24 protein-coding genes and 1 tRNA gene are annotated in these 24981 nt (G+C 71.6%); 14 read left to right on the top strand and 11 right to left on the bottom strand.

The annotated features are described in order from the left end of the window. Positions 1-4: 4 nt before the first annotated feature. Together EIW28_RS22665 and EIW28_RS22660 are read right to left on the bottom strand one after the other, a co-directional pair. Positions 5-241, bottom strand: coding sequence for a hypothetical protein (locus tag EIW28_RS22665; protein ID WP_125249996.1), 237 nt, complete (start codon positions 239-241; stop codon positions 5-7). 266 nt (positions 242-507) lie between these two features. Further along, entirely contained in the window at positions 508-2346 is a 1839-nt protein-coding gene (locus EIW28_RS22660; protein WP_125249995.1) for an acyl-CoA dehydrogenase, read from the bottom strand. Positions 2347-2628: 282 nt separating this feature from the next. On the opposite strand from EIW28_RS22660, the gene EIW28_RS24425 reads away from it, so the two are divergent. Then, positions 2629-2772 (top strand): hypothetical protein, encoded by a 144-nt coding sequence (locus EIW28_RS24425; RefSeq protein ID WP_158630512.1) that lies wholly within the window; start codon positions 2629-2631, stop codon positions 2770-2772. 82 nt (positions 2773-2854) lie between these two features. Here EIW28_RS24425 and EIW28_RS22655 read toward each other — a convergent pair whose 3' ends face one another. After that, positions 2855-3955 (bottom strand): PP2C family protein-serine/threonine phosphatase, encoded by a 1101-nt coding sequence (locus tag EIW28_RS22655; RefSeq protein WP_125249994.1) that lies wholly within the window; start codon positions 3953-3955, stop codon positions 2855-2857. A 487-nt stretch (positions 3956-4442) separates the two neighbouring features. Between EIW28_RS22655 and EIW28_RS22650 the strand changes: the two genes are divergently transcribed. The 8 genes from EIW28_RS22650 to EIW28_RS22615 all read left to right on the top strand — a co-directional run bounded on the left by EIW28_RS22650 (position 4443) and on the right by EIW28_RS22615 (position 12537). Continuing rightward, entirely contained in the window at positions 4443-4916 is a 474-nt protein-coding gene (locus tag EIW28_RS22650) for a GNAT family N-acetyltransferase (RefSeq protein ID WP_232014166.1), read from the top strand. A gap of 118 nt (positions 4917-5034) precedes the next feature. Next, entirely contained in the window at positions 5035-5868 is an 834-nt protein-coding gene (locus EIW28_RS22645; RefSeq protein WP_158630511.1) for a S1 family serine peptidase, read from the top strand. A gap of 284 nt (positions 5869-6152) precedes the next feature. Then, positions 6153-6965 carry a serine protease gene (locus EIW28_RS22640; protein ID WP_158630510.1) on the top strand — a complete coding sequence of 271 codons (813 nt, stop codon included), beginning with the start codon at positions 6153-6155 and terminating at the stop codon, positions 6963-6965. Positions 6966-7044: 79 nt separating this feature from the next. Beyond that, positions 7045-7115: transfer RNA gene (locus tag EIW28_RS22635), tRNA-Gly, on the top strand. A gap of 319 nt (positions 7116-7434) precedes the next feature. Next, a complete protein-coding gene (locus EIW28_RS22630) occupies positions 7435-8715 on the top strand; it encodes an extracellular solute-binding protein (protein ID WP_125249990.1) in 1281 nt (426 codons plus the stop codon). Further along, the gene (locus tag EIW28_RS22625) at positions 8712-9698 is read left to right on the top strand and encodes a carbohydrate ABC transporter permease (protein ID WP_125249989.1); all 987 of its coding nucleotides are present in this window, start codon (positions 8712-8714) and stop codon (positions 9696-9698) included. Before EIW28_RS22630 ends, EIW28_RS22625 begins: the two co-directional genes overlap by 4 nt. Next, positions 9695-10537 carry a carbohydrate ABC transporter permease gene (locus EIW28_RS22620; protein ID WP_125249988.1) on the top strand — a complete coding sequence of 281 codons (843 nt, stop codon included), beginning with the start codon at positions 9695-9697 and terminating at the stop codon, positions 10535-10537. The genes EIW28_RS22625 and EIW28_RS22620 overlap by 4 nt, the downstream gene beginning before the upstream one ends. 95 nt (positions 10538-10632) lie before the next feature. Beyond that, a complete protein-coding gene (locus EIW28_RS22615; RefSeq protein WP_125249987.1) occupies positions 10633-12537 on the top strand; it encodes a beta-propeller domain-containing protein in 1905 nt (634 codons plus the stop codon). 67 nt (positions 12538-12604) lie between these two features. Here EIW28_RS22615 and EIW28_RS22610 read toward each other — a convergent pair whose 3' ends face one another. From EIW28_RS22610 to EIW28_RS22595, 4 genes are all read right to left on the bottom strand, one after another. After that, positions 12605-14323 carry an ABC transporter substrate-binding protein gene (locus EIW28_RS22610; protein WP_125249986.1) on the bottom strand — a complete coding sequence of 573 codons (1719 nt, stop codon included), beginning with the start codon at positions 14321-14323 and terminating at the stop codon, positions 12605-12607. A 338-nt stretch (positions 14324-14661) separates the two neighbouring features. Then, positions 14662-15234, bottom strand: coding sequence for a GNAT family N-acetyltransferase (locus EIW28_RS22605; RefSeq protein ID WP_125249985.1), 573 nt, complete (start codon positions 15232-15234; stop codon positions 14662-14664). 97 nt (positions 15235-15331) lie between these two features. Then, positions 15332-16168 carry an ABC transporter permease gene (locus EIW28_RS22600; RefSeq protein WP_125249984.1) on the bottom strand — a complete coding sequence of 279 codons (837 nt, stop codon included), beginning with the start codon at positions 16166-16168 and terminating at the stop codon, positions 15332-15334. Then, on the bottom strand, positions 16165-17124 hold the full coding sequence (locus EIW28_RS22595; protein WP_125249983.1) for an ATP-binding cassette domain-containing protein: 960 nt from the start codon (positions 17122-17124) through the stop codon (positions 16165-16167). The genes EIW28_RS22600 and EIW28_RS22595 overlap by 4 nt, the downstream gene beginning before the upstream one ends. Positions 17125-17210: 86 nt before the next feature. On the opposite strand from EIW28_RS22595, the gene EIW28_RS22590 reads away from it, so the two are divergent. Further along, positions 17211-17987 carry a TetR/AcrR family transcriptional regulator gene (locus tag EIW28_RS22590; RefSeq protein WP_125249982.1) on the top strand — a complete coding sequence of 259 codons (777 nt, stop codon included), beginning with the start codon at positions 17211-17213 and terminating at the stop codon, positions 17985-17987. Positions 17988-18090: 103 nt separating this feature from the next. Here EIW28_RS22590 and EIW28_RS22585 read toward each other — a convergent pair whose 3' ends face one another. Further along, positions 18091-19161: a DUF4253 domain-containing protein gene (locus EIW28_RS22585; RefSeq protein WP_125249981.1), complete on the bottom strand. Its 1071-nt coding sequence runs from the start codon at positions 19159-19161 to the stop codon at positions 18091-18093. 165 nt (positions 19162-19326) lie between these two features. On the opposite strand from EIW28_RS22585, the gene EIW28_RS22580 reads away from it, so the two are divergent. Together EIW28_RS22580 and EIW28_RS22575 are read left to right on the top strand one after the other, a co-directional pair. Beyond that, positions 19327-19698, top strand: a complete 372-nt coding sequence (locus EIW28_RS22580; RefSeq protein WP_125249980.1) for a type II toxin-antitoxin system RelE/ParE family toxin — start codon at positions 19327-19329, stop codon at positions 19696-19698. Beyond that, entirely contained in the window at positions 19698-19982 is a 285-nt protein-coding gene (locus tag EIW28_RS22575; RefSeq protein ID WP_125249979.1) for a helix-turn-helix domain-containing protein, read from the top strand. The genes EIW28_RS22580 and EIW28_RS22575 overlap by 1 nt, the downstream gene beginning before the upstream one ends. A gap of 96 nt (positions 19983-20078) precedes the next feature. On the opposite strand, the gene EIW28_RS25510 is transcribed toward EIW28_RS22575, so the two are convergent. Both EIW28_RS25510 and EIW28_RS22565 read right to left on the bottom strand, forming a co-directional pair. Then, positions 20079-20840: an SGNH/GDSL hydrolase family protein gene (locus EIW28_RS25510; protein ID WP_125249978.1), complete on the bottom strand. Its 762-nt coding sequence runs from the start codon at positions 20838-20840 to the stop codon at positions 20079-20081. Positions 20841-21056: 216 nt separating this feature from the next. Next, positions 21057-21881: a diacylglycerol kinase family protein gene (locus EIW28_RS22565; protein WP_125249977.1), complete on the bottom strand. Its 825-nt coding sequence runs from the start codon at positions 21879-21881 to the stop codon at positions 21057-21059. Between the two features lie 126 nt (positions 21882-22007). On the opposite strand from EIW28_RS22565, the gene EIW28_RS22560 reads away from it, so the two are divergent. After that, positions 22008-23294 carry an adenylosuccinate synthase gene (locus tag EIW28_RS22560; protein WP_125249976.1) on the top strand — a complete coding sequence of 429 codons (1287 nt, stop codon included), beginning with the start codon at positions 22008-22010 and terminating at the stop codon, positions 23292-23294. Positions 23295-23365: 71 nt separating this feature from the next. On the opposite strand, the gene EIW28_RS22555 is transcribed toward EIW28_RS22560, so the two are convergent. Then, positions 23366-23878, bottom strand: coding sequence for a MarR family winged helix-turn-helix transcriptional regulator (locus EIW28_RS22555; RefSeq protein WP_232014164.1), 513 nt, complete (start codon positions 23876-23878; stop codon positions 23366-23368). A gap of 137 nt (positions 23879-24015) precedes the next feature. Here EIW28_RS22555 and EIW28_RS22550 point away from each other — a divergent pair, with 137 nt between their 5' ends. Further along, positions 24016-24948 carry an NADP-dependent oxidoreductase gene (locus EIW28_RS22550; protein ID WP_125249975.1) on the top strand — a complete coding sequence of 311 codons (933 nt, stop codon included), beginning with the start codon at positions 24016-24018 and terminating at the stop codon, positions 24946-24948. Positions 24949-24981: the final 33 nt, after the last annotated feature.

The raw sequence follows: 24981 nt of genomic DNA, 5'->3' as shown, positions 1-24981 counted from the left end.
CGCCCTACTCGTCCAGGTCCGCGGCGCACGCGAGCGCGGCGAGCGCCTGGAGGCCGAGCGTCCCTGCCAGCGCCTGCGCCTGGAGCGCGGCCTCGACGAGCCCCGCGAACGGGCCCGAGGCCGCGACCGCGGCGCGCTGCGCCGGGCCGAGCGTCACCGGCGGGCCGGGCTCGAAACCGCGGGCGCGCAGCGCGGCGGCGGCCGCCTCGACCGGGGCGGCGTGCGGGTTCGGCGGGTTCATGTGGGCTCCTTCGCGTCCGGGGCGCCCGCGCTGGAGCGTCCCGGCCACTGTCGCGCGCGGGGCCACCGTTCGGTCACCGCGGCCGCGGCGGTCCGCGATGACGGAGGTGTGACGGCCCGTCCTTCCCTGGGCCGCACGGGGACGCCGGGAGCGCCCGGCGGTACGGGAGACGGCTCGCGCCGCACCCCGCGACGGGGTGCGGCGCGAGCCGCATTCAGTATCCGGAGTGAAGTCCCGGCGGCGCCGCCTCCCGGCGGGCCGCGTGGTTAGAAGGCGCCGTCCGGCAGGTCCATCGCCACCAGGTCGGCCGCCTCGACGATCTTGCGGTCGGCGGTGACCCGCGGGAGGACCTCGTGGGCGAAGAACTTCGCCGCGGCGACCTTGCCGCGGTAGAAGTCGTCGTCCGCGCCGGCGTCGAGCTTCGCCTGGGCGACCTCGGCCTGGCGCAGCAGGAGCCAGCCGACGACGAGGTCGCCGACGGCGAGCAGGAGGCGCCGCGAGTGCAGGCCGACCTTGTACAGCTCGCGCGGCTCCTCGCCCATGGCCGCCATCAGGGGCGACTGGAGGGCCTCGATGATGCCCTGGACGTCGCCGAGGGCGCGCAGCACGCGGCCGCGCACGTCCTCGAGCTCGGCGTGGCCGTCCTGCGTGGACGCCATGATCTCGCCGGCGACGGCCATGAGCGCCTCGCCGTTGTCCTTGACGATCTTGCGGAACAGGAAGTCGAGGCTCTGGATGGCGGTGGTGCCCTCGTAGAGCGTGTCGATCTTCGCGTCGCGCACGTACTGCTCGAGCGGGTAGTCCTGGAGGTACCCGGAGCCGCCGAAGGTCTGGAGCGACTCGGAGCTGAGCAGCTCGTAGGCGCGCTCGGAGCCGCAGCCCTTGACGAGCGGCAGGAGCAGGTCGTTGATGCGCTTGGCGGTGTCGGCCGCGTCCTCGTCGCCGTCGGCCTCGGCGAGGACGAACTTGTCCTGCCAGGAGGCGGTGTAGGCGACGAGCGCGCGCAGGCCCTCGGCGTAGCTCTTCTGGAGCAGGAGCGAGCGGCGCACGTCCGGGTGCTTGATGATCGGCACGCGCGGCGCGGTCTTGTCGGCCGACTGGAGCAGGTCGGCGCCCTGGATGCGGCTCTTGGCGTAGTCGAGCGCGTTCAGGTAGCCGGTGGAGAGCGTGGCGATGGCCTTGGTGCCCACCATCATCCGCGCGTACTCGATGATGAGGAACATCTGGCGGATGCCCTCGTGCTTGTCGCCGAGGAGCCAGCCCTTGGCCGGGGTCTTCTCGCCGAAGGTGAGCTCGGCGGTCGCGGAGACCTTCAGGCCCATCTTGTGCTCGATGTTGGTGACCTTCACGCCGTTGCGCTCGCCGAGCTCGCCCGTGGCCGGGTCGAACAGGTACTTCGGCACGATGAACAGGCTGAGCCCCTTGGTGCCGGGGCCGCCCGCACCCTCGACGCCCACCGGCCGGGCGAGGACGTAGTGGATGATGTTGTCGGTCATGTCCTGGTCGCCCGAGGTGATGAAGCGCTTGACGCCCTCGAGGTGCCAGGAGCCGTCGGGCTGGAGGTACGCCTTGGTGGTGCCGGCGCCGACGTCGGAGCCCGCGTCGGGCTCGGTCAGGACCATGGTCGCGCCCCAGCCCTTCTCGACGAAGAGCTTCGCCCACTCCTTCTGCTCGTCGGTGCCCTCGCGGTAGGCGCTGTGCGCGAACGAGGAGCCGGCGGCGTACATCCACAGGGCCGGGTTGGAGCCGAGGACGAGTTCGGCCAGGGACCACCAGAGCATGCGCGGCGCGGAGGTGCCGCCGAGGACCTCGGGGAGGTCCAGGCGCCAGTACTCGGCGTCGATGAAGGCCCGGTACGACTTCTTGAACGCCTCGGGCAGCGTCACCGAGTTCGTCGCGGCGTCGAACACGGGCGGGTTGCGGTCGCCCTCGACGTAGCTGGAGGCCAGCTCGTTCTCGGCGAGCCGGGCCAGCTCCGCCAGGATCTCGCGGGCGGTGGCCTCGTCCAGGTCCGGGAACGCCTGGTGTTCGAGGATCTTGTCCGCTCCGAAGACCTCGAAGAGATTGAACTCCAGGTCCCGGAGGTTGTGGCGGAAGTGCGTCATTGCGGGTCCTCCATTACTCGGTGGTAACCACCATCATATTACCCGTCAGTAATCTGTTCAAGGATCCCGCGGTCCTGCCCAGGTCGGCAGGCGTGTCGCGGTCGGATTCCCGACAGTGCGCGGCCCGCGGCGTCGTTCGATCGGGTGATCGTGCGGCCCTCCGCACACACACCGTAACCTGCGCACCCGTGCCTCGTTGAACCCAGCATCAGACCGCTTGTGCGACGCCGGACGCACGGGCGGCACGGACCGCCGACGACCCGCACCCACCAGGAGCACCCCATGATCCGCGCCGTCGCCACGCAGCTCGCCGCCCGCGTCGGGCCCGCCTACGTCGGGCGCCACCGCCGCGCCCGCCCCGTCCTCCACCGCGTCCTCCGCATCGCCGCCCCCGCGCCGGCCCCCGCCGAGGAGGCCGCCGGATGAGCGCCGAGCGCCCGCCCGCGCGGCTGAGCAAGCGCCGCCGCTCCCGCTCCCGGCTGCTCGCCCTGCGGCGCTGCCGGATCGGTCAGTCCGCCGGCCGGTAGTCCAGGAGCAGCAGCGCGATGTCGTCGGTCAGCGGGCCGCCGACCCAGTGCCGCAGCGCCGTCTCCAGGGACGCCAGGCCGTCGCCGGTGTTGCCGTGGCCGATGAGGCTCCAGGCGCGCTCGCGGATCGGGAAGAACTCGCCGTCCTTGCGCGCCTCGGCCAGGCCGTCGGTGTACAGCAGGATCCGGTCGCCGGGCTGGAGCCGCACCGTCAGCTCCTGCGCCGAGGGGCCCAGGCCCAGCGGCGGCGCCATCGACTCCGGCTCCAGGTAGGTCGCCACCCCGTCGCGCACCAGCATGGGCGGCGGGTGGCCGCAGTTGAGGATCTCCAGGGTCCCGCCGCGCTCCTGGAGCAGGATCGCCGTCACGAAGTCCTCGTCGCCGCCGTTGCGGACCACCGCGTGGTCGAGGTCGGCGATCATGCACCGCTGGTCGGCCCGCTCGAACGCCACGTGCCGGAACGAGCCGAGGACCGTCGACGACAGCCGCACCGCGTCCAGGCCCTTGCCGCGCACGTCGCCGATGACGATCCGCACGCCGTACTCGGTGTCCAGGGCCTCGTACAGGTCGCCGCCGATCTCCGCGCCCGACCGGGCCGAGACGTACCGGGCCGCGATGTCGAAGGGCCCCAGGCGCTCCCCGATCGGCCGCAGGATCGCCTGCTGCACCACCGAGGCGAGCTGCGCGAGCCGCCGGAGCCGGTCGTCGTCGCGCTCGCGCACGACCGCCACCGCCGCCGCGACCGCCACCGCCACGGCCACCACCAGGAAGTCCACGCCGTGCCGGGTCACGCCGGCCATCGAGAAGTCGTGCAGCACCCACAGGTACCCCAGCGCCAGGCCCATGCTCGCGGCCCCGACCCCGGCGACCCAGCGCCACGGCAGGAACGCGGAGGCCGCCAGCGGGGGAAGCGCCAGCCACGACACCGCGTGCGAGTCGTCGCGGACGGTCAGGCGCAGCCCGACCAGGACCACCACGACCGCGAACGCGGCGGTGAACGCCGACCGCACGGACGGCGCGGCCCAGCCCCTCCACAGGTCCCCCAGGGCCGGGGACGGCCTGCGGCGCTGCGTTGTGCGCATGTGGATGCTCTCCTCCTTCCCACCGGTGACGCGGGCGAGCGCCCGCACGCGGCCGGGAGCCCCCTGGCGGGGTCCCCCGGTTCGGGCGCGGTCGCACCCGGGCCCGCGGAGGGCTCGGAGGGGATCGCCGCGCCCTCGCACCGGCCGGGGGTGTCGTCAGCACCGGCCCCGGCCGACGGCGGTGCGAAGCCCGGAGTGCCGGACCCGTTTCGACCATCGCCGATGTGAAGATCGTAATGGTCGGCGCGGCGCTACCGGGCGTGGAGGACGTCGCCGCCCGGGTGACGGCGAAGTCTGTGCGTTCGGTCGAACGTAGGCGCCGAACGGGTCCGGGAACATCCTCCGTTCGGACAGGCTTTCAGGGCCCTGAACTGGGGCGGCGCCCCCGGCGGGCCGGGCGCGGCGGGACGGGCCGGTGCGGGCGGCCTCCGCGGACATGACGAGCGGCGCTGGCGCGGCGACCGGCGGCTGTGCGAGTCTTGGGGCCGTGCAGTTCACGCTTTCCAGGACCCCCTTCTCCAGCCCGGTCGCGCGCGCCCTCTGCGAGGAGGTGCAGGCCGAGTACGTCCGGCGGTACGGCGCCGGGGACATGACCGAGCTCGCCGACGCCGACTTCGAGCCCCCGAACGGCGACTTCATCGTGGTGTACGACGAGTCCGGATCGCCGGTCGGCTGCGGCGGCTGGCGCTCGCACGGCGAGGACGCGGAGATGAAGCGCGTGTTCGTGCGCGAGTCCGCGCGGCGGCAGGGACTGGCGAAGCGGATCGTGGCCGCCGTCGAGGCGTCCGCGGCGGCGGCCGGCCGCAAGCGCGTGATCCTCGAGACCGGCCCGCGCCAGCCCGAGGCGGTCGCGATGTACGGGCTCCTCGGCTACGTCCCGGTCGCGCCGTTCGGCTACTACGGCGACACCGACGGCTCGATCCACCTCGGCAAGGAGCTCGCGAGCGACATTCCACACTGATTCACTGAATCGCCATCGCAAGCGGCAGGCAACCATGAAAGCCGCCGATGACGCCTTTCGGGTCAGGAAGGCCAAACGGCCTAACCCTCACATCCACCCCGAAAGGATCACAGTGGACATGAAGAGGAAGCACCTGGTCCGCCTCGGCGCCGGCGTCGCGGCCGGCCTCGGGGCCGCCGCGATCGCGTGGGCGGGCACCGCCGCCAACGCCGACCCGGTCGAGCCGGAGCCGGAGTTCGAGGCCCAGATCATCGGCGGCCAGCCCGCCGAGGAGGGCCAGTACCCGTGGCTCGTGGGCCTCGGCTCCGCGGGCGAGGGCACCCCGTGGGAGCGCCAGTTCTGCGGCGGCTCGCTCATCGCCGAGGACGTCGTCCTCACCGCGGCGCACTGCGTCGAGGACGTCACCGACCCCGAGGAGCTCGTCGTCTTCTCCGGCTCGGTGGACCTGGACTCCCCCGACCTGGCCGAGACCTCCGTGGCGGCCGTCCACATCGCCGAGGACTACAACGACCCGATCGCGATGGCGAACGACTGGGCGCTGCTCAAACTCGACGAGCGGCTCCCCCTCGAGGAGGTCCCGCTCAACGTCGACACCTTCGAGTTCGACACCCTCGAGACCGCGGGCTGGGGGAACACCGGCGAGGAGTTCCCGACCGTCGCCCAGTGGGTGGAGGTGCCGTTCGTGAGCGACGCCGACTGCCAGGCGGCCTACCCCGACGAGGTCGACGCGGCGTCGATGCTGTGCGCCGGCGACCTGGAGAACGGCGGGGTGGACTCCTGCCAGGGCGACTCCGGCGGCCCGATCATGGCCGTCTCCGAGGACGGCGACCTGATGCTCGTCGGCATCGTCAGCTGGGGCTACGGCTGCGCCGAGGCCGGCAACCCGGGCGTGTACACCGAGGTCGCGCCGAACGTCGACGCCATCGCCGAGGTGGTCGACGGCTGGCTGTAGCCCGCCGGGGACCCGCAGGACCGGCCGCACGGCAGGCGGCCGCAGTTCACACACCGGGGCCGGCCGGGCCGCGCGAGCGGCCCGGCCGGCCCTGTCGCGTTCCAGAGAGTCCGAAAAGGACAATTCACGGCCGGTTGTTCCGCTTGGCCGACAGTGCGGGCGAATTCACCGCTATTCACTGAAAAATCGCTTAGATGGAGAAGATACAGATATGAGGGTTATTCCCGTAGGCTGCTTGCGGCAGGTGAACGCCTGAATCCACCCCACCCGAAAGGATTTCGCGCGTGCAGCATTATCGGAAGACCCTGGTCACGATCGGCGCGGTCATCGCCGCCGGGCTCGGAGCCGCCGCCCTGGCGCTCTCCACCGCCGGCGCGAACGCCGAGGAGCCGTCCGGCGGCGGCGACTTCGACGCCCAGATCATCGGCGGCGACCCCGCCGCCGAAGGCCAGTTCCCCTGGATCGTCGCCCTCGCCGACGCGAGCGACCCCTCCTTCAACTACTGCGGCGGCCAGCTCGTCGAGCAGGACGTCGTCCTCACCGCGGCCCACTGCACCGAGGGCTCGGACCCCGCGGACGTGGTGATCCGCCACGGCGGCACCGACATCACCCGGACCGAGGTCTACGAGGTCGCCGAGATCGTCGTCGCCGACGGCTACGACGGCGCGACGATGGCGAACGACTGGGCGCTCGTCAAGCTCGCCGAGCCGATCGCCGGGGCCGCGACCGTCCCGCTCGCCGACGCCGACACCAAGGACTGGGGCACCCTGACCGTCGCCGGCTGGGGCACCACCGAGACCGGCTCGGGCTCGCAGGACCTCCTCCACGTCGACGTCCCCTACGTCACCGACGACGAGTGCGCCGGGGCCTACGGCGGCGAGTTCGACGCCGCGTCCATGATCTGCGCGGGCGACCTGGAGCACGGCGGCGTCGACTCCTGCCAGGGCGACTCCGGCGGCCCGCTCGTCTCCGCCGACGGCGTCCTGGTCGGCGTCGTCAGCTGGGGCCACGGCTGCGCCGAGGCCGGCAAGCCGGGCGTGTACGCGAACGTCGGCCTCCTGCACGGCGACATCACCGCCGCCCTCGCGGCCCTGTAGCGCGGGCTTCCCTCCGGGGCACCGGGAAGGGGCCGCGGCCCTTCGGTATACTCGGTGCGGCTCCGCTCAGGCGGAGTTCGCGGGTGTAGTTCACTGGTAGAATGCGACCTTCCCAAGGTTGAGAAGCGGGTTCGATTCCCGTCACCCGCTCCGCGAGGATCTGCACGGCCGCCCCGGCTCCGGGGCGGCCGTTTCCGTGTCCGCGCCGGGCGCGTTCGATTTCCGTTCGATTGATCTGTTCCGGCCTTCCAGGCCCTCATGCACACCCGCTCACCTGGCCTTCCACCTGCGTGAACGGTCACCTCTGCATATCGCTCCAGCTCGATATAGAGACCCCCTTCACTTTCTCTGGCACCACAGGTACTATGGCCGCATCGAAAGTTTCCGGTACTTGTTCCGAAAGTTTCAGGAGTGCCCCTCGGCGCCCTGGGCCGGGGCAACCTCTCATCCCTCGAAAGGAAGACTCGCGATGCGAAATCCCCTTCTGCGCCCCCGGGCGCTCGTGGCCGCGGGCGCGGCCGCCGCGCTCGCGCTGAGCGCCGCCGCGTGCGGCGACAGCGGCGAGAGCGACGCCGACCTCACCTGGTGGCACATCCAGAACCAGGACCCGCTCATGTCCACGTGGCAGGAGTTCGCCGACGACTTCGCGGCCGAGAACGACATCACCATCGACGTCCAGGCCATCGAGAACCAGGCGTTCAAGGACCGCATGGGCACCGCCTCGCAGTCCGGGGACGTGCCGGACATCTTCCACACCTGGGGCGGCGGCGTCCTCGCCGAGCAGGTCGAGGCCGGCCTCGTGCAGGACCTCACCGGCAAACTCGACTGCATCGACCAGATCAACCCGATCGCCCTGGAGCCCTACACGATCGACGGCAAGCTCTACGGCATGCCGTTCGACGCCGGCGTCGTCGGCTTCTGGTACAACATGGACCTCTTCGCCGAGGCCGGCATCTCCCAGCCGCCGGCCACCTGGGACGAGTTCCTCGCGGCCGTCCAGGCCCTCAAGGACGCCGGGATCGCGCCGATCGCCCTCGCCGGCGCGGACCGGTGGCCCGGCCACTACTACTGGACCTACCTCGTGATGCGCACCGTCGGCCTCGACGGCCTCGAGGCCGCGGCCGAGGCCGGGGACTTCTCCGGTGAGGGCTTCATCCAGGCCGGCGAGATGCTCGCCGACCTCGCCGCCATGGAGCCGTTCCAGCCCGGCTTCGAGTCCGCCGTCTACGGCGAGGCCGACGGCCAGTCCGCCGTCATGGGCGAAGGGCTCGCCGCCATGGAGCTCATGGGCCAGTGGGCCCCGCAGGCCCAGCGCGACAACTCCGGCACCGACGGCCCCGAGAACCTCGGGTTCTTCCCCTTCCCGACCGTCGAGGGCGGCGCCGGCACCACCACCGAGTGGCTCGGCGGCGGCAACGGCTACGCGGTCGCGGCCGACGCCCCCGACGAGGCGCTCGACTTCCTGTGCAACTTCATGGAGCCCGAGAACTACTCGCGCGCCATCACCGAGGGCAACCTGACCCCGGTCGCCGCCGACACCGCGTCGGTCGCGCCCGAGCTCAACGAGGACACCCAGAAGGTCGTCGACGCCCTCGCGAGCGCCACCGGCACGCAGCTCTACCTCGACCAGGCGTACCCGCCGGCCATCGGCGGCGTCATCAACGAGGCCACCGAAGGGCTCATCCTCGGCCAGCTGACCCCCGAGGACTTCGTCGCGATGGTCAACGAGGCCTGGGCGGCCGAAGCGTGACCCTCAAGGAGTCCCCTCGGGTCTCCCCGGTAACGGGGCGCCCGGACCGGTCGCGCGGGCGCAAGCCCGCCCGCCGGTCCGGGCGCCCCGGCGCGGGGACCCTCGCGTCGTTCATCGCGCCGGGCCTGGTGCTGTTCCTGCTGTTCGTGCTCCTCCCGGTCGCGTTCGCCGCGTACGTGGCGTTCTTCCGCTGGAACGGCCTCGGCGGCATCCCCACCGAGTTCGTGGGCCTGGAGAACTTCCGGAACATGCTCCAGGACGAGGTCTTCCTCGGCGACCTGTGGCGCCTGGGCCTCATCGTGGTCCTCTCCCTCCTGGTGCAGCTGCCGCTGTCCTTCGGGCTCGCGATGCTCCTGCACCAGCGCTTCCCCGGGCGGACCGCGTTCCGGCTCCTGTTCTTCGTGCCCTACGTCCTCACCGAGGCGGTCACCGCCGTCCTCTTCCGGCTGGTGTTCTCGCCCCGCCGCGGCTTCGCCGACTCGCTCCTGGCCGACCTCGGCATCGACGCCCACGTCGGCTGGCTCTCCGACCGCAACATCGTCATGTTCGTCATCTTCGCGATCCTGACCTGGAAGTTCTTCGGCTTCCACATGATCCTGTTCCTGGCCGGGCGCCAGAACATCCCCGACGAGCTGTACGAGGCCGCCGCCATCGACGGCGCCACCGGCGCCCAGGCGTTCCGCAGCATCACCCTGCCGCTCATGGGCCCGACCGTGCGGATGATCGTGTTCCTCTCCGTCATCGGCACCGTCCAGCTGTTCGACCTCGTGTACGTCCTCACCGGCGGCGGCCCGTTCCACGCCTCCGAGACCCTCGCGATCACCATGTACGAGCAGGGCTTCCAGCGCAACCAGATCGGCTACGCCTCGGCCCTGTCGATCGCGATGTTCCTCATCAGCCTCGTGTTCGCGCTGTTCTACCAGCGCCTCGTCCTCAACCGCGACCTCCAGGGGTCCATCACCACGGCCGGGGGCCGCTCATGAAGGTCACCACCCGCCGCGCGCGGCTGCTGCGCCAGACCGGGTTCTACGTCGCCGCGTTCGCGACCACGGCGTTCGTGGCGACGCCGATCCTGTTCGCGCTCCTGGGCGGCTTCAAGGACAACCAGCAGCTGCGCGAGAACGCGCTGGGCCTGCCGAACCCGTGGAACGTCGCCAACTACACCGACGTCCTCGCCTCGGGCGCGTTCTGGCAGCAGCTCTTCAGCTCCGTGTTCATCGCCCTCGTCACCACGTTCATCGTCGTGGTCTGCTCGGCGATGGTCGCGTTCGTGTTCGCGCGCTACGCCTTCCGCGGCCGCGAGGGCATGTTCACCCTCTTCGCGGCCGGGATGATGTTCCCGTTCGCGGTGGCGGTGCTGCCGCTGTTCATCATCCTGCGCACCTTCGAGCTCCTCAACAGCCCGTTCGGCGTGATCCTGCCGCAGGCCGCGTTCGGCCTGCCGCTGACGATCATCATCCTGCGGACGTTCTTCCGCTCGATCCCCGGCGAGGTCGAGGAGGCCGCGACCATCGACGGCGCCGGCCCGTGGCTGTTCTTCACCCGCATCCTGCTGCCGATGTCGCGGCCGGTGCTCGCCACCGTCTCGGTGCTCGCGCTCGTCGGCTCCTGGAACTCGTTCCTGCTGCCGCTCGTCGTGCTCCAGAAGTCGACCTGGTGGACGCTCCCGCTCGGCGTCACCCAGTTCAGCGGCCAGTACGCCTCGGACACCGCGAAGGTCCTGGCGTTCGTCATGCTCGCGATGCTCCCGGCGCTCGTGTTCTACGCGTTCGCCGAGCGCCACCTCATCAGCGGACTGACCTCGGGCGGCACCAAGGGTTGAGACGCCCCGCCCGTCGCAGGGCCCGGAGCCGCCGGCTCCGGGCCCTTTTTCCGCGCCCGCGGGAACCGGGGCCGCCGCGGCGGCGTCGGAGTGGCATGAACGCGAAACTCCTCATCGCACTCGCGGGCGCGGCCGCCCTCGCCGCCGCCGGGTGCACCGCGCAGGACGACCCCGTCGTCGACACCGTCCCCTGGGTTCCGGCCTCGGCCCAGCTCGCCTCGTACGGCGGCTGCGACGAGGCGCTGGCGGGCATCCAGGAGGCGGCCCTGGCCATGATGTCCCAGTGGCAGGAGGACGGCTACTTCACGGCGTACGCCGAGGACGGCGCCGCCCGCGAGGAGGGCGACGTGGCCGCCGCCGACGACAGCGGCGCCGGCGCGACCTCCGGGCAGTCCGCGGACTCCCACTCGCAGACCAACAACCAGGTGGCCGGGGTCGACGAGCCCGACCTCGTCAAGACCGACGGCGTGTTCGTCTACAGCGTCGTGTGGAACGTGCTGCGCGTGGTCGACACCCGCAGCGGCGAGGTGACGGCCGAGCTGGCGTTCGACGAGGCGTCGTGGGGCCACGAGCTGTTCCTCGGCGACGGCGGCCTGTTCGTGATGTACACGCAGGACCTCCAGAACGACGAGGACGCCTACTACAGCGAGTTCCGGATCGACCGCCTCGACCCGGCGACCCTCGGCGTCCTCGACACCTTCGCCATGGAGGGGTCCATGGTGGACGCGCGGATGACCGGGGGCGAGCTGCGGCTGGCCGTCTCGTCGCAGCCGCGGATCGAGCCGGTGCAGGAGGTCCTGTACGACCCCGAGTCGGACGCGGCCGACCTCGAAGCGGCCCTTGCGGAGACGGAGCTGGAGGACTGGATCCCCAGCTTCAGCGTCAACGGCGAGGCCGGGGAGGTCGACTGCGGCGACATCGCCCACCCGGACCGGTTCGGCGGCAGCGCCGTGACCGTGTTCGCGCTGCCGGCCGCGGGCGGCTGGGAGGGCGTCGCGCCGCACACGGTGATGGCCGACGGCGAGACCGTGCACGGCACCGCCGACAGCCTCTACCTGGCCCACTACGACTACGGCTGGACCGAGGACGAGCCGCGGGCCGAGACCGAGATCTACCGGTTCCGCTTCGACGGCGGCGAGCCGCGCCTGGCGGGCGACGCCGCGGTGCCGGGCTCGCTGCTCAACCAGTACTCGCTGAGCGAGTACGACGGGCACCTGCGGGTCGCGACCACCGAGAACACCCAGGTGGGGGGCTGGTGGGGCGGCTGCGGGCCGGCGGCCGACTGCTTCGGCGGGTTCGCGCCCGGGGACGACGACGAGCCGTCGAAGTCGACCGTGACGGTCTTCGCGGTCGGCGAGGACGCGCTGACCGAGACCGGCTCGGTGACCGACCTCGGCGTCACCGAGCAGATCTACGCGGTCCGGTTCCTCGGCCCCACCGCGTACGTCGTGACGTTCCGCCAGACCGACCCGCTGTACACCGTGGACCTCTCGGACCCGGCGGCGCCGGTCGTCACCGGCGAGCTGAAGATCACCGGCTACTCGGGCTACCTGCACCCGGTCGGCGGGGACCGGCTCCTCGGCGTCGGCCAGGAGGCCACCGAGGAGGGCGTGACCACCGGACTCCAGGTGAGCCTGTTCGACACGGCCGCGGACGAGGCGGCGGTCCTCGACCAGTACCACCGGCCGTGGTCGAACTCGGCGGTCGAATGGGACCCGCACGCGTTCCTGTACTGGCAGGACGCGGGCCTCGCGGTCATGCCGGTCACCGAGCACGGCGAGCAGTACACGGAGTACCGGACCGGGGTCCTGGTGCTCGCGGTCGGGACCGACTCGCTCGAGGAGGCCGCCTGGATCGAGCAGGAGGTCGCGGAGCCGTACTCCGAGGGCGTCGTGCGCGCCCTCGTGATCGACGGGCAGCTGTGGACGCTGTCGTCGACCGGGTTGCAGGCCAACGAACTCGGGGGCGGGTACGAGCAGACCGCCTGGATCGGGTTCTAGACCGGGGGGACAGGGCACCGGGCCCGCGCCGCCGTTCGGGTGGCGGCGCGGGCCCGGCTCCAGGGTCTCACTCCCGGGGGCTGATGCCGCCGAGCATCCGCACGGCGCCCAGGCCCCACATCTCGTCCCAGAAGCTCGCGTACACGCCGCCGGCCTCGGCGGTGGGCCAGCCGGTCCAGACCGCGTTCGACGCCTGCGACCAGGCGCCGTTGTACCAGATCGGGATCGCCGGGAGGTCCTGCACGGCGATGCGCTCGAGCTCGGCGACGACCTCGAGGTAGCGGGGGTCCTCGGAGGCGACGGCGGAGAGCTCCTGGGTGAGCTCCCAGGCGTGCTCGTTCTCCCAGCGGGAGAAGTTCCCCGAGCGCTGGGTCGCGGCGATCGGCAGCTCGAACAGGTACTTGAAGTGGCTCCACGGCGAGTTCGTGAGGCGGCTGTAGTTGTTGACGAGCAGGTCGAAGTCGCCGCTCTCGCGGGCCGCGTCGACCTCGGCGGCGTCCACGAAGGACGCGGTCACGTTGATGCCGGCGTCGGCCAGGTCGAGCGCGATGGACTCGGCGGCGGCCTCCCAGTCGGTCCAGCCGGAGGGGACGATGAGCTGGAGCGCGAACGGCTCGCCGTCCCGGTCCTCCACGAAGCCGTCGCCGTCCTCGTCCTGGTAGCCGGCCTCCGCGAGGATCGCGACGGCCTGGGACGGCTCGAACACGAACGCGTCGTCGCCGAGCACCTCCGGATCGTAGTAGCGCTCCCAGATCGGGAGGAGGCCGGTGGGGTGCGCCTCGGTCACCATGCCGCCGTACACGGAGTCGACGATCTGGCCGGGGCTGATCGCGAAGGCCATGGCCCGCCGGAACTCGGGGTCGTCGAGGGGCGTGCGCGTCGTGTTCGGGATGAGCATCGCGGTGTTCACCGGGGCCATGAACGGCGGCTTGTCGAAGTAGGTGATGAGCGCCGGGTCGCCGGAGAGGAAGTCGTCGACGCCGGGCATGAAGTTGTTCGCCAGGTCGAGGCGGCCGTCGAGGAGCATGTTGAGGATGTCGGCGTTGCCGGGCGTCACGAGGTCCACGATGAACTTCGGCCGCACCTCGAGGCCGAGCGCCTCGGTGGCCCACCAGTCGTCGCGCTTGACCCAGGCGATGCGGCCCTCCTCGACGCTGTGGACCCGGTAGGGGCCCGAGACGACCGGGTCGGGGTCGAGGGTGCCGCCGAGGAGCTCCTCGGGCGTGTACGCCTCGAAGACGTGCTTGGGCACGATCTCGTTGGTGTACAGGAAGTTGTCCCACTCCTGGTGGCGCGCTTCGCTGAAGCGGAAGACGAGCTCGAGGTCGCCGGCGGTCTCGACCGAGTCGAGCCAGTCCCAGACGGTCCCGTACGGGACGCCCTCGATCTTGCCGAGCTCGAAGGTGAACGCGACGTCCGCGGCGGTCAGGGCCCGGCCGTCGCTCCAGGTGATCCCGCCGCGCAGGGTGAGCCGGTACTCGCGCTCGCCGGTCCACTCGCCGGACTCGGCGAGCCAGGGGGTGAGGCGCTGCTCCTGGGGGTCGAAGAGGAAGAGGTACTCGTAGCCGAGGCCGTTGAGGCCGGTGACCTGGCCGGGGGTGATCGGGTTGAAGTCGGCGGGAGGGCCCCAGGCGGTGCCGGTCGAGTAGAGGGTCTCGGCCCGGGGGAACTCGTCGATGTCGAGGCCGCTGCCGTCGCCGGCGGGCGGGTCCTCGTCGTCGGTGCACGCGGCGGTCGCCAGTGCCGCGGTGGCGACGAGGGCCGGCAGGTGTCTCCGCTTGGTCATGTCGGTGCTGCTTTCGAAGGGGTCGTTCGAGGGTGAGAACGCTCATGTCGGGTCGCGACCGAGAGCCGCTCGGAACGCCCGATCGGGGCGCCCCGGACGCCGGTACCCGGGGCCGACGACGCGGCGGGATGACCGCCGCGCGGGTGCGCGACCCCGTGATTGGACGAACGTTATCGCAGTTTGGAAGCATTGTCTGGCCGCCGAACGGCCGATGCGGGGGTACTGATGCGGAGAAATGCGTCGATAGCACCCGGCTGTTCGCAACCGCTCCCACGATCGCGTCGGATTCGATATTGAATCGATATCGATAAACCTCTCGGCCGGGCGGGCCGCCGCGGTCAGGCGGTCTTCGCGCCGCGCCACTCGGGGGCGAGGACCGACCAGACCTCCATGTCGTACCGCTCGCCGCGGTGGAGGTAGGCGTCGCGGAGGACGCCCTCCCTGGTCATGCCGAGGCGCCGGGCGACGTTCAGGCTGGCGGTGTTGCCGACGGCGGCGTACCAGTCGACGCGGTGGATGCCGCGCTCCTCGACGGCCCAGTCGATGATCGCGGTGACCGCGCGGGTCACCAGGCCGCGGCCGACGGCGGCGGGCTCGAGCCAGCAGCCGGCCTCGGCGGTCTCCATGCGGGTGTCGAAGGTGCGGAAGAGGACGCCGCCGACGAGGACGCCGTCGAGCCAGATCCCCCAGATGCGGCCGGTGTCGGCCTCGGCCTTGGCGGCGTAGGCCTCCAGGAGCCTCCGGGTGCCCTCGACGTCGGCGCAGACGTCGGCGATGGCGACGTACCGGCCGATGAAGTCGCGGCCGCGGTCCATGTGGGCGGTCATCTCCGCGGCGAGGGCGGGCACGAGCGGGCGCAGTTCGGCGCCGCCGTCGAGGGACGCGGTGAACTCGTGCGGTGCCTGCGACATGTGCCCTCCAGAGGTGGTCGTGCCTCGATTGTCACACAGGCGGAACGGGCCCGCGCCGTCGAGCGCGGGCCCGTCTTTCCCGGTTTCCTTCGGGCGCTTAGCGACCGAGGTCGCGGAAGCGGCGCACGCCGAGCGGCAGGAAGACCGCGGTGATGAGCAGCGGCCACACGACGGCGGCGAGGACGGCGTGCTGCTCGGGCCAGGAGGCGCCGGCGGCGACGGGGTTGCCGAACAGCTCGCGGATGGCGGTGGCGGTGGCGGACACCGGGTTCCAGGCGGCGATGGCGCCGAGCCAGCCGGGCATGAGCTCGGGCGGGGTGAACACGGAGGAGACCATGCCGAACGGGAAGGCGACGGCGAACAGGTTCCCGGCCTGCTCGACGCCCTTGACGAGCAGGCCCATCCAGATGCCGACCCAGATGAGCGCGAACCGCAGCCAGATGAGGAGGGCGAAGGCGCCCAGGGTCTCCCAGGCGGTGCCGCCGCTGCGCCAGCCGATGGCGAGGGCGATGAGGAAGAGCACGAGCAGGTCGAGGACGGCGTGGATGGTGTCGGCGAGGTTGCGGCCGACCACGACCGCGGAGGAGGCCATGGGCATCGAGCGGACGCGGTCGATGAAGCCCTTCTCCTTCATGTCCGCGACCGCCCAGGCGGTGTTGGTGAAGCCGAAGGCCATGGTCATGGCGAACATGCCGGGCATGGCGTAGGCGACGTAGTCGACGCCGGCGCCCTGGCCGGTGACGTCCATGGCGGAGCCGAAGACGTACACGAACAGGAGCACCATGACGATCGGGAAGCCGAGGGCCCACAGGAAGTTCGCGGGCTGGCGCCACAGGTGGGTGAACTCCTGGCCGACGATGGCGCGGTAGTCGTGGAGGGTCCATTTCACGCGTCCGGCGAGGGTCTCGTCGGGGAGCGGGGCGAGTGCGGTCACTGTGCGTCCTCCTTGGGGTCGGGGCGGCCGATGAGGTCGAGGAAGGCCTCGTCGAGGGTGGGGCGGCGCAGGCCGATGTCGGCGACGGCGATCCGCTTGTCCTGCAATGCGGTCGCGGCGGCGGTGAGGGCCGCGACGGGGTCCTTGACGGCGGCCGAGACGCTCGGCCCGGACTCGTCGACGGCGACGTCCCCGTCGGCGACGGCGGCCGCGACCTGCTCCAGGAGGGGCAGGTCGACCGGGTCGGCGGCGACGATCTCGAGCCGGTCGGCGCCCATGCGGCGCTTGAGCCCGGCGGGCGTGTCGTCGACGAGGTTGCGGCCGTGGTCGATGACGGCGATGCGGTCGCAGAGGCGGTCGGCCTCGTCGAGGTAGTGGGTGGTGAGCACGACGGTGGTGCCGTCGGCGGCGAGGCCGGAGACGGCGTCCCAGACCTCGCGGCGCCCGGCCGGGTCGAGGCCGGTGGTGGGCTCGTCGAGGAACAGCACCTGCGGGGCGAGGATCATGCTCGCGGCGAGGTCGAGGCGGCGCTTCATGCCGCCGGAGAAGCCCTTGGCCTGGCGGTCGGCGGCGTCGGCGAGCCCGAACTGGGCGAGGAGTTGGTCGGCGCGCTCGCGGGCGCGGGTCTTGTTCAGCCGGAACAGCTTCCCGAAGAGGACGAGGTTCTGGCGGGCGGTGAGGAGGTCGTCGACCGCGGTCTGCTGGCCGGTGAGGCCGATGCGGCGGCGGACCTGGCGGGCGTCCTTGGCGACGTCGAACCCGGCGACGGCGGCGCGGCCGGTGTCGAAGCGCAGCAGGGTGGTCAGGATGCGGACGGTGGTGGTCTTCCCGGCGCCGTTGGGGCCGAGGAGGCCGAGCACGGTGCCGGACTCGGCGACGAGGTCGAAGCCGTCGAGGGCCGCCGTGTCCTTGAATCGCTTGCCGAGGCCGGCGGCCTCGACTGTCGTGGTGGTCATTGCCTGGTCTCCCTGAATCGGGTACGTTGTACTCAGTAATAGCATACGCTGTACCCGGTTAGCAAGCGCGATATCATGAGGCCCCTATGGCGACACCACAGACGGGGGCGGGCGACCCCAAACGCAGCCTGGAGCTGCTCTGGCGCGAGTACGGCGCGCAGCCGAGCCGGCCGGGGCCGAAACCGCGCCTGACCGTGGACCGGATCGTGGAGGCCGCGATCGCGGTGGCCGACCGCGAGGGCTCGTGCTTCGGGATGCGCAGCGTCTCGGCCGAGCTCGGGGTCGGGGCGATGACGATCTACCGGTACGTCCCCGGCAAGAAGGAGCTCATCGACCTCATGGTCGACCGGATCTCACGCTTCGACGGGATCCAGCCGGACCTGTCGCAGCTGGGCTGGCGCGAGGGCCTGGAGCTGCTCGCCGAGGGCACGTGGGAGGTCTACGAGGCGCACCCGTGGCTGCTGGAGATCAACCAGCGCCGGCCGGTGCTGGGGCCGGACTCGCTCGCCGGGTACGACTTCGCGCTGTCCGCCTTCGAGGGGCACGACCTGCCCGACCGCGAGAAGAACCTCGTCGTCACGGCGGTCATGAACCTGGTGACGGGGACGGCGCGGCAGTACCTCCTGGGCGACAGCGCGGACGACGCGCCCGAGACCACCGAGAGCGAGTGGTGGAAGATGCAGGCGCCGTACCTGGAGAAGGCGGTGGCCTCCGGCCGGTACCCGCGCATCACGGTGTTCGCCGACGAGACGGCGTGGGACATCAGCGCGCACGAGTCCATGCGCTACCTCCTCGACCGCTTCCTCGACGGCCTGGCCCCCCGGATGGAGGCGGTGCGCAGGGCCCCGGAAGGTCCTCAGTAGAGGATCGCCGTGCCGGGGGCCTCCGGCCCGGCCGGGTCCACCGGCTGCGCTTCCGCTTCCGGCCGGACTACGTCCACCGGCTCCACTTCCGCTTCCGGCCGGACTACGTCCACCGGAAGTACCACGCCTTCGACCTGATCATGTGCTCGGCGAGGTCCTCGAGGGTGGGGACGCCGGAGTCGAGCAGGTCGGGGCAGTAGGCGTACGCCTCGGAGGCGACCGCGAGGGCCTCCTCGCGGGCGGGCGGGTGCGGCACGTACAGCTCGACGACGTCGTAGGTCATGGCGACGAGCTCGGCCTCGAAGCGGCGGTTCCAGCTGCGGAGGACGGCCGCGTGCTCGGCGCCGTACAGCTCCCAGTTGGTGGAGCCCTTCCAGGGGAACATGGCGGGGATCTTCCAGCCGGCGTCGGTCGCGACGAGGCCGAGGAGGCCCTCGTGCTGCGGGGTGGCGAAGTCGGAGTCGCCGCGGCGGGGCAGGATCGGGACGCCGCGGGCGGGCTCGCCGGCCTCGGCGCCTTTCTCGTGGAGCAGTTCGGCGGCGTCGATCTCGTCGGCGCGGGCGAGCTCGTCGTCGCCTTCGTGGATGATCGCCTCGCCGTTGTCGCGCCACTCCTCGGGCGGGCCGAGGAGGACCGGCATCCAGCCGGTCTGCTCGGCGGCCTGGCGGATGTCGAGCCACCAGCGCAGCGCCTCGGAGGCGCGGACCCCGAAGGCCCACATGGCGGTGTCGCCGCGGCGCACGAGCTGGTGCATCTTCGGGACGGCGAGCCCGGCGGCGCGCAGGTCGGCGCGCGGGGACCCGGCGATGTCGAGGTCCTCGGAGTCGATGCGGGGCATCATCTCGTCGCGGCCGGTGCCGGGCTTGGGCGGCTCGGGCTTGTCCAGTGTGAGCAGTTCCCGGCGGGGCCGCTCGGGCACGAAGATCGCGTCGGACGACTCCGGCTGCGCCGGGGCGGCGGGCTCCGGGGCGGGGGTCTCGGGTTCGAGGTCGGGCACGAGCCGGAGTCCGGTCACGGGCGTTGCGGGAGCGATGCTGTCCTCCTCCAAGGGGACCGGCGAGGGGTCCGGGCCGTTCTCGGGGGCGGCATCGTCGAGAGCCCCGGAGGACGCGCCGGGCTCGGGCGGCGTCTCGGGCTCGTTGGCAGGTTCGGGTTGGGCGGCGGGATCTGGCACTGAATCAGGTGTGTCCCGGCGCCCCAACAGACGCTGGAGGAGTCCCACAATGAACCATGATGCCCTGTCTCCGCCGCGACCGCCACGCCCACCCCCGGATCGGCTCGAACCGATTGCGCATGTCGCTCACGAGCTATACCATCGAATGCATATACCGTCGAATGCATGGAAGGGTATTTCTCGATCGAGCTGGAGCCCGAGGTGCGCAAGTGGCTCGAGACGCTCCCCAGGTCCGAGTACGACCGGGTCGAGTTCTACGGCGACCTCCTCGCGGAGTTCGGCGGCGAGCTGGGCGAGCCCTACTCGCTGCATCTCGGCGGCAAGCTGCGGGAGCTCCGGTTCCACCTGCCGCACAGGCAGGTGCGCCTCACCTACTGGCTCGCGCCGGAGCGGCGGATCGTGCTGCTCACGGTCTTCGCGAAGACCCGGCCGCGCGAGCGCTCGGAGGTGGAGCGGGCGCGGCAGGCGCAGATCGAGTGCGAGTCGTGGCACGACCACGCCGTCGCCGTTTACGATCGGGACATGGAGGAGAAGTGATGCGCAGGTCAGGGGATCACACCGTGTGGCGACGCTCCGGCTCGCACTCCGAGGAGTACGAAGCGGCCCGGCGCTCGTTCCTGCTCGGCCGCATGGTGTACGAGCGCCGTACCGAGCTCGGGCTCAGCCAGGTCGAACTCGCCGAACGGGCCGACATGACCCAGCCGCAGCTCTCGCGGCTCGAAGGCGGCGGGGTCACCCCGACCATCCCGCTGCTGGAGCGGCTCGCGGCGGCACTCGAGGTCGATCTGGTCATCGACTTCGCCCCGCGCATCGCGGCCTAGCGGCGGCGGCCCTTGCTGAACAGGAGGCCGAAGAAGAAGGCGCAGGTCAGGATGACGACCATGACGGCCAGGAGTTTGAACATGATGGCCATGAGGTCACTTCACCTTGGTGAGTTCGGGGCGCTTCGGGTGGACGGTGTCGCCTGAGGACTTGCCGGTGAGGCGGCGCTTGACCCAGGGGGCCAGGTGCTTGCCCGCCCACTGGACGCCGTTCATCTCGCGGCGGGGGCGCGGGACGGCGGGGAGGGGGGCGAGCCATGCCGGGTCGGGCTCGACGCCGAGGGCCAGGCAGACGTCGTGGGCGACGCGCTGGTGGCCGAGGGTGTTGAGGTGGAGGCGGTCGACGGACCACAGGCGGGGGTCGTCGAAGGCGCGGTCGGCCCACAGGTCGACGAGGATCGCGCCGTGGCGCTTGGCGACCTTCTTGTAGGCGTCGTTGGTGGTGATGAACCGCTTGCGGAGCATGGCCATCCCGGGGATGTGCGGGGTCACGTCGGCGCAGGTGAAGAGGACGACCTCGGCGCCGGAGGCCTTGAAGAGGCGCACCACCTCGTGGGCGCGGGTGGCGAGCTGGACCGGGTTGAACCCGGGGCGCAGCGCGTCGTTGCCGCCCGCGGCGAAGGAGACGAGGTCGGGGCTCTGCTTGATCGCGGGGACGACCTGCTCGTCGACGATGCGGTCGAAGAGGCGGCCGCGGATGGCGAGGTTCGCGTAGGCGAAGCCGGGCCACTGCTCGGCGGCGCGCACCGCGAAGAGGTCGGCCCAGCCGCGGTCGCGGTCGCCGTGGGGGTCGGGGTCGCCGACGCCCTCGGTGAAACTGTCGCCGATGGCCACGAAACTCGAGTACTCCGCCGCCACTGCACGCCACCTCCATGTTCGCCGTCGCCGGGTCAGCACCCGGGCTGTCGATTCGAGAACGCTGCCTTATGGGCGCTGACCAGCATGCCTCACCCAGATAACGATCGGATTTCGATCAGGTGGCGAGGTCGGGCACAGCGGTCGATACGGCACGGGAGGCGCGGTGGCCGGCACGGGATGCCGTTCGGGCGCTTGGCGTCTGCGCGGGACCCTGGTTCAGGCGTACCAGCCGGCGGCGCCGGGCTCGATCCACCAGGTGCGCTTGCGGCCGAGTTCGCCGGCGAGGCCGTCCTGGATGTAGGTGACCTTGTCGGCGGGGTGGACGGCGACGGCGCGGCCCTTGGCGCGGCGGACCTCGATGCGCAGGCGCTTCCTGAAGCGGCCCACGGTGACGGGGACGGCGACCGCGACGTCGATCTTCCCGTCGGCGGGGTCGGGTTCGGCGAGGACCATGTCGTCGGCGGCGGCGTACCCGTCGGCGTTGGCGACGACGCAGGCGAGGATCTGCTCGCTGCCGTCGGCGAGGACGACGTCGTCGAGGTTGACGACGCCGCGCCAGGGCCGGTCGCCGCCGCCGAGGCGCACGCCGTCGACGGCGACGCCGCCGCCGTCGTGCCGCATGAGGTCGGTGCGCTTGACGGTGCCGGAGGCCACGGCCTCGGCGACGTCGGCGGGCTTCTCGGGGAGGCCGAGGCGGACCACGATGCCGGGGGTGCCGCTGAGCGGGAGGACGGCGAGCGCGGGGAGGTCGGGGACGGTGCGGCCGTCGGGGAGTCCTTCGGGGCGCTTGCTGGGGGCGGGCAGGGCGAGCCGGGTGAGGCGGGCGAGCACGGCGTTGACCTGCTCGTCGGTGTCGGCGGCGAGGACGATGCGCTCGTCGGGGTCCTCGACGACGGCGTCGATCTCCTCGGGGGTGCGGGCCTCGACGGTGCGCACGGTCGCGCCGCGGGCTTTGAGCTCGTCGGCCAGGTGCAGCGCCTGGGTGCGCGGCCCCGGGTTCGAGCAGTCGGACTCCACGAGTGTCAACACGACGACGTTCACCCGCTCGACTCTACGGTGTGACGGGGACCCGCCTCATAGTGCTCAGGGCTGCAGTTACCCCAGATAAACGAATGCCAGTAGGCTTATCAAGTAATCGGGTGATCAACTTCCCGGGAGGATGGGCACATGCCGGCGATCGCGGTCGTAGGAACGCAGTGGGGCGACGAGGGCAAGGGCAAGGTCACCGACCTGCTCGGGGCCGAGATGGACTACGTCGTCCGCTACCAGGGCGGGAACAACGCCGGCCACACGGTGGTGACCCCTGACGGCACCAAGTACGCCATCCACCTCGTCCCGGTCGGCATCCTCACGCCGGGCGTGGTCCCGGTCATCGGGAACGGCGTCGTGGTCGACCCGAAGTTCCTCATCTCCGAGCTCGACGAGCTGACCGCCGGCGGCGTCGACGTCTCGAACCTGAAGCTCTCCGCGGACGCGCACCTGATCATGCCGCACCACCGGGCCCTCGACCGCGTCGTCGAGCGCTACCTGGGCGGGGCGCGCATCGGCACCACGGGCCGCGGCATCGGCCCGGCGTACGCCGACAAGGTGGCCCGCCAGGGCATCCGCGTGCAGGACCTCCTGGACCCGAAGATCCTCTCCATCAAGCTGGAGCAGATCCTCCGCGAGAAGAACCAGATCCTCGTGAAGGTGTACAACCGCAAGGCGATCGACCCGCAGGCCGTGGTCGAGGAGTACCTGGGCTACGCGGAGCGCCTGAAGCCGTACATCGCCGACACGCGGCTGCTGCTGAACAAGGCGCTGGAGGAGGGCAAGAACGTCCTCCTCGAGGGCGCGCAGGCGACGATGCTCGACGTGGACCACGGCACCTACCCGTTCGTGACGTCCTCGAACCCGACGACGGGCGGGGCGTGCGTGGGCACCGGCATCGCGCCGAACAAGATCACGACCTCGATCGGGATCATCAAGGCGTACACGACGCGCGTGGGCTCGGGCCCGTTCCCGACGGAGCTGTTCGACGAGTTCGGGGAGTTCCTGCTCAAGAAGGGCGGCGAGTACGGCGTCACCACGGGGCGGCGGCGCCGCTGCGGCTGGTTCGACGCGGTCCTGGGCCGGTACGCGGTGCGCGTCAACGGCATCACGGACCTGTTCGTGACCAAGCTCGACGTGCTCTCGGAGCTCGAGCGGGTCCCGATCTGCGTCGGCTACGAGGTGGACGGCGAGCGCGTCGACGAGATGCCGATGACGCAGACGGACGTGCACCACGCGAAGCCGGTGTACGAGATGCACGACGGCTGGTTCGAGGACATCTCGCACTGCCGGAAGTTCGACGAGCTGCCGCGGAACGCGCAGACGTACATCGAGCGCCTCGAGGAGCTGTGCGGCGCCCGGGTGTCCGTGGTCGGCGTGGGTCCGGGCCGCGAGGAGAACATCATCCGCCACCCGATGATCTGACGTTTCCGCTGCCGAGGGGTGCCGTGGGGCGCCCCTCGCGGCGTCTCCGGGACCATCCCCGGACTCCATCCTTATGAGGTCCGGCGGCGGCGGGGCGCGGCCGAGCGGGGCGGCTCTTCGCGGATGTGGTCGCGGACGCGGGACATGATGTCGCGCAGGCGGCGCAGGTCGGCGGCGGGCACCGCCTCGTAGAGGAGGCGGCGGGTGACCTCGATGTGGCCGGGGAGGACCTTGGCGACGGTGTCGCGGCCCTTGGGGGTGATGGCGACGAGGGTGGCGCGCTCGTCCTCGGGGCTGGGGCCGCGGGTGACGAGGCCGGCCTTCTCGAGGAGTCCGGCCTGATAGGTGAGGCCGCTGCGGCTGTAGACGACGCCGTCGGCGAGCTGGGTCATGGTGAGCTGCCCGGCGCCGTTGAGCGCCATGAGGATCTGGAACTGGACGGTGCTGATCCCGCCTTCGGCCCGGAGCTGCTGCTCGACCTGGTGCTGGAGGAGGCTCACGGCCTCGGTGAGCGCGAAGTACGCCTCCAGTTGCTGCGGCTCGGGCAGCTTGAGCTGGCTGAGGTCGAAGTCGGGGCCGGTCACCCCCGAATCCTACCTGCTTCGAATTCGAAGCAATGTGTCGACCGTCACCCTTGAAATCCTTGTGCTTCGAATTCAAAGCAATCTACAGTTGAGCCCAGAAACTTCGAATTCAAAGCAAATGCGTGAAGGAGCAAGCCATGAAAGCCGTTCGCTACCACTCCTACGGCGGCACCGAAGTCCTCGCCCTCGAAGACGCGCCCTGGCCCGTCGCGGGCCCGGGCCAGGTCGTCGTCCAGGTCGCCGGCACCTCGTTCAACTTCCTCGACATCGCCCTCCGCTCGGGGATGCTGACCGAGGTGATGCCGCTCGACCTCCCGCACACCCCCGGCATCGACGTCGCCGGCGTCATCGCCGAGACCGGCCCCGGGGTCACCGGCTGGAAGCCCGGAGACGCGGTCGTCGCCCTCCTCCCCAACGCGGTGCCCGGCGCGGCCGCCGAGTACGTCGCCGTCCCGGCCGAGGCGCTCGCGGCCGCGCCGACCGCGGTGCCGCTCGCCGACGCCGCCGCCCTCCCCGCGGTGGGCCTCACCGCCCGGCAGGCCCTCGTCGAGGACCTGGACCTCCAGGCCGGGCAGCGACTCTTCATCAACGGGGCCGGCGGCGCCGTCGGCGGGTACGCGATCCAGCTCGCCAAGCGGGCCGGAGCGGTCGTCACCGCGACCGCGAGCCCCCGCAGCCGCGACCGGGTCGAGGCCGCGGGCGCCGACCGGATCGTCGACCACACCCGGGAGCCGGTCCTCGACGCGCTCCACGGCGAGCGCTTCGACGCGGTCCTCCAGCTGGTCCGCTCCAGCCCCGAGGACACCGCCGCCCTGGTCGACCTCGTCGCCGACGGCGGTGCCTTCACCAGCACCACCACACCGGGGCCGGAGCGGCCCGGGCGCGGCGTCCGCGTCGGCCACGTGTACGTGCGGGGCGAGGGCGCGAGCCTGGCCGAACTGGTCGCCCTGGTCGACGTCGGCGAGCTGCACGTCGACGTGGCCGAGCGCCTCCCGATCGCCGACACGGCGGCCCTCCACGACCGGGCCGTCGCGGGGGAGGTGAGCGGCAAGGTGGTCCTCACGCCCTGACCGGGCCGCCGCGGGAGCCGCGGGCGCCGCGAG

This window comes from Glycomyces terrestris (genome assembly GCF_003933745.1).
Classification (GTDB): Bacteria; Actinomycetota; Actinomycetes; order Mycobacteriales; family Micromonosporaceae; genus Glycomyces; species Glycomyces terrestris.
Note: the sequence above shows the minus strand (reverse complement) of the source record. Positions and strands in the feature narration are given on the sequence as shown.

Excerpts from the sequence above, each read along its gene's own strand:
- EIW28_RS22645 (WP_158630511.1), top strand. The coding sequence starts at position 5,035 with ATGAAGAGGAAGCACCTGGTCCGCCTCGGCGCCGGCGTCGCGGCCGGC.
- EIW28_RS22655 (WP_125249994.1), bottom strand. The coding sequence starts at position 3,955 with ATGCGCACAACGCAGCGCCGCAGGCCGTCCCCGGCCCTGGGGGACCTG.
- EIW28_RS22605 (WP_125249985.1), bottom strand. The coding sequence starts at position 15,234 with ATGTCGCAGGCACCGCACGAGTTCACCGCGTCCCTCGACGGCGGCGCC.
- EIW28_RS22595 (WP_125249983.1), bottom strand. The coding sequence starts at position 17,124 with ATGACCACCACGACAGTCGAGGCCGCCGGCCTCGGCAAGCGATTCAAG.
- EIW28_RS24425 (WP_158630512.1), top strand. The coding sequence starts at position 2,629 with ATGATCCGCGCCGTCGCCACGCAGCTCGCCGCCCGCGTCGGGCCCGCC.
- EIW28_RS22610 (WP_125249986.1), bottom strand. The coding sequence starts at position 14,323 with ATGACCAAGCGGAGACACCTGCCGGCCCTCGTCGCCACCGCGGCACTG.
- EIW28_RS22560 (WP_125249976.1), top strand. The coding sequence starts at position 22,008 with ATGCCGGCGATCGCGGTCGTAGGAACGCAGTGGGGCGACGAGGGCAAG.
- EIW28_RS22590 (WP_125249982.1), top strand. The coding sequence starts at position 17,211 with ATGGCGACACCACAGACGGGGGCGGGCGACCCCAAACGCAGCCTGGAG.
- EIW28_RS22630 (WP_125249990.1), top strand. The coding sequence starts at position 7,435 with ATGCGAAATCCCCTTCTGCGCCCCCGGGCGCTCGTGGCCGCGGGCGCG.
- EIW28_RS22665 (WP_125249996.1), bottom strand. The coding sequence starts at position 241 with ATGAACCCGCCGAACCCGCACGCCGCCCCGGTCGAGGCGGCCGCCGCC.
- EIW28_RS22580 (WP_125249980.1), top strand. The coding sequence starts at position 19,327 with ATGGAAGGGTATTTCTCGATCGAGCTGGAGCCCGAGGTGCGCAAGTGG.
- EIW28_RS22620 (WP_125249988.1), top strand. The coding sequence starts at position 9,695 with ATGAAGGTCACCACCCGCCGCGCGCGGCTGCTGCGCCAGACCGGGTTC.
- EIW28_RS22660 (WP_125249995.1), bottom strand. The coding sequence starts at position 2,346 with ATGACGCACTTCCGCCACAACCTCCGGGACCTGGAGTTCAATCTCTTC.
- EIW28_RS22575 (WP_125249979.1), top strand. The coding sequence starts at position 19,698 with ATGCGCAGGTCAGGGGATCACACCGTGTGGCGACGCTCCGGCTCGCAC.
- EIW28_RS22615 (WP_125249987.1), top strand. The coding sequence starts at position 10,633 with ATGAACGCGAAACTCCTCATCGCACTCGCGGGCGCGGCCGCCCTCGCC.
- EIW28_RS22550 (WP_125249975.1), top strand. The coding sequence starts at position 24,016 with ATGAAAGCCGTTCGCTACCACTCCTACGGCGGCACCGAAGTCCTCGCC.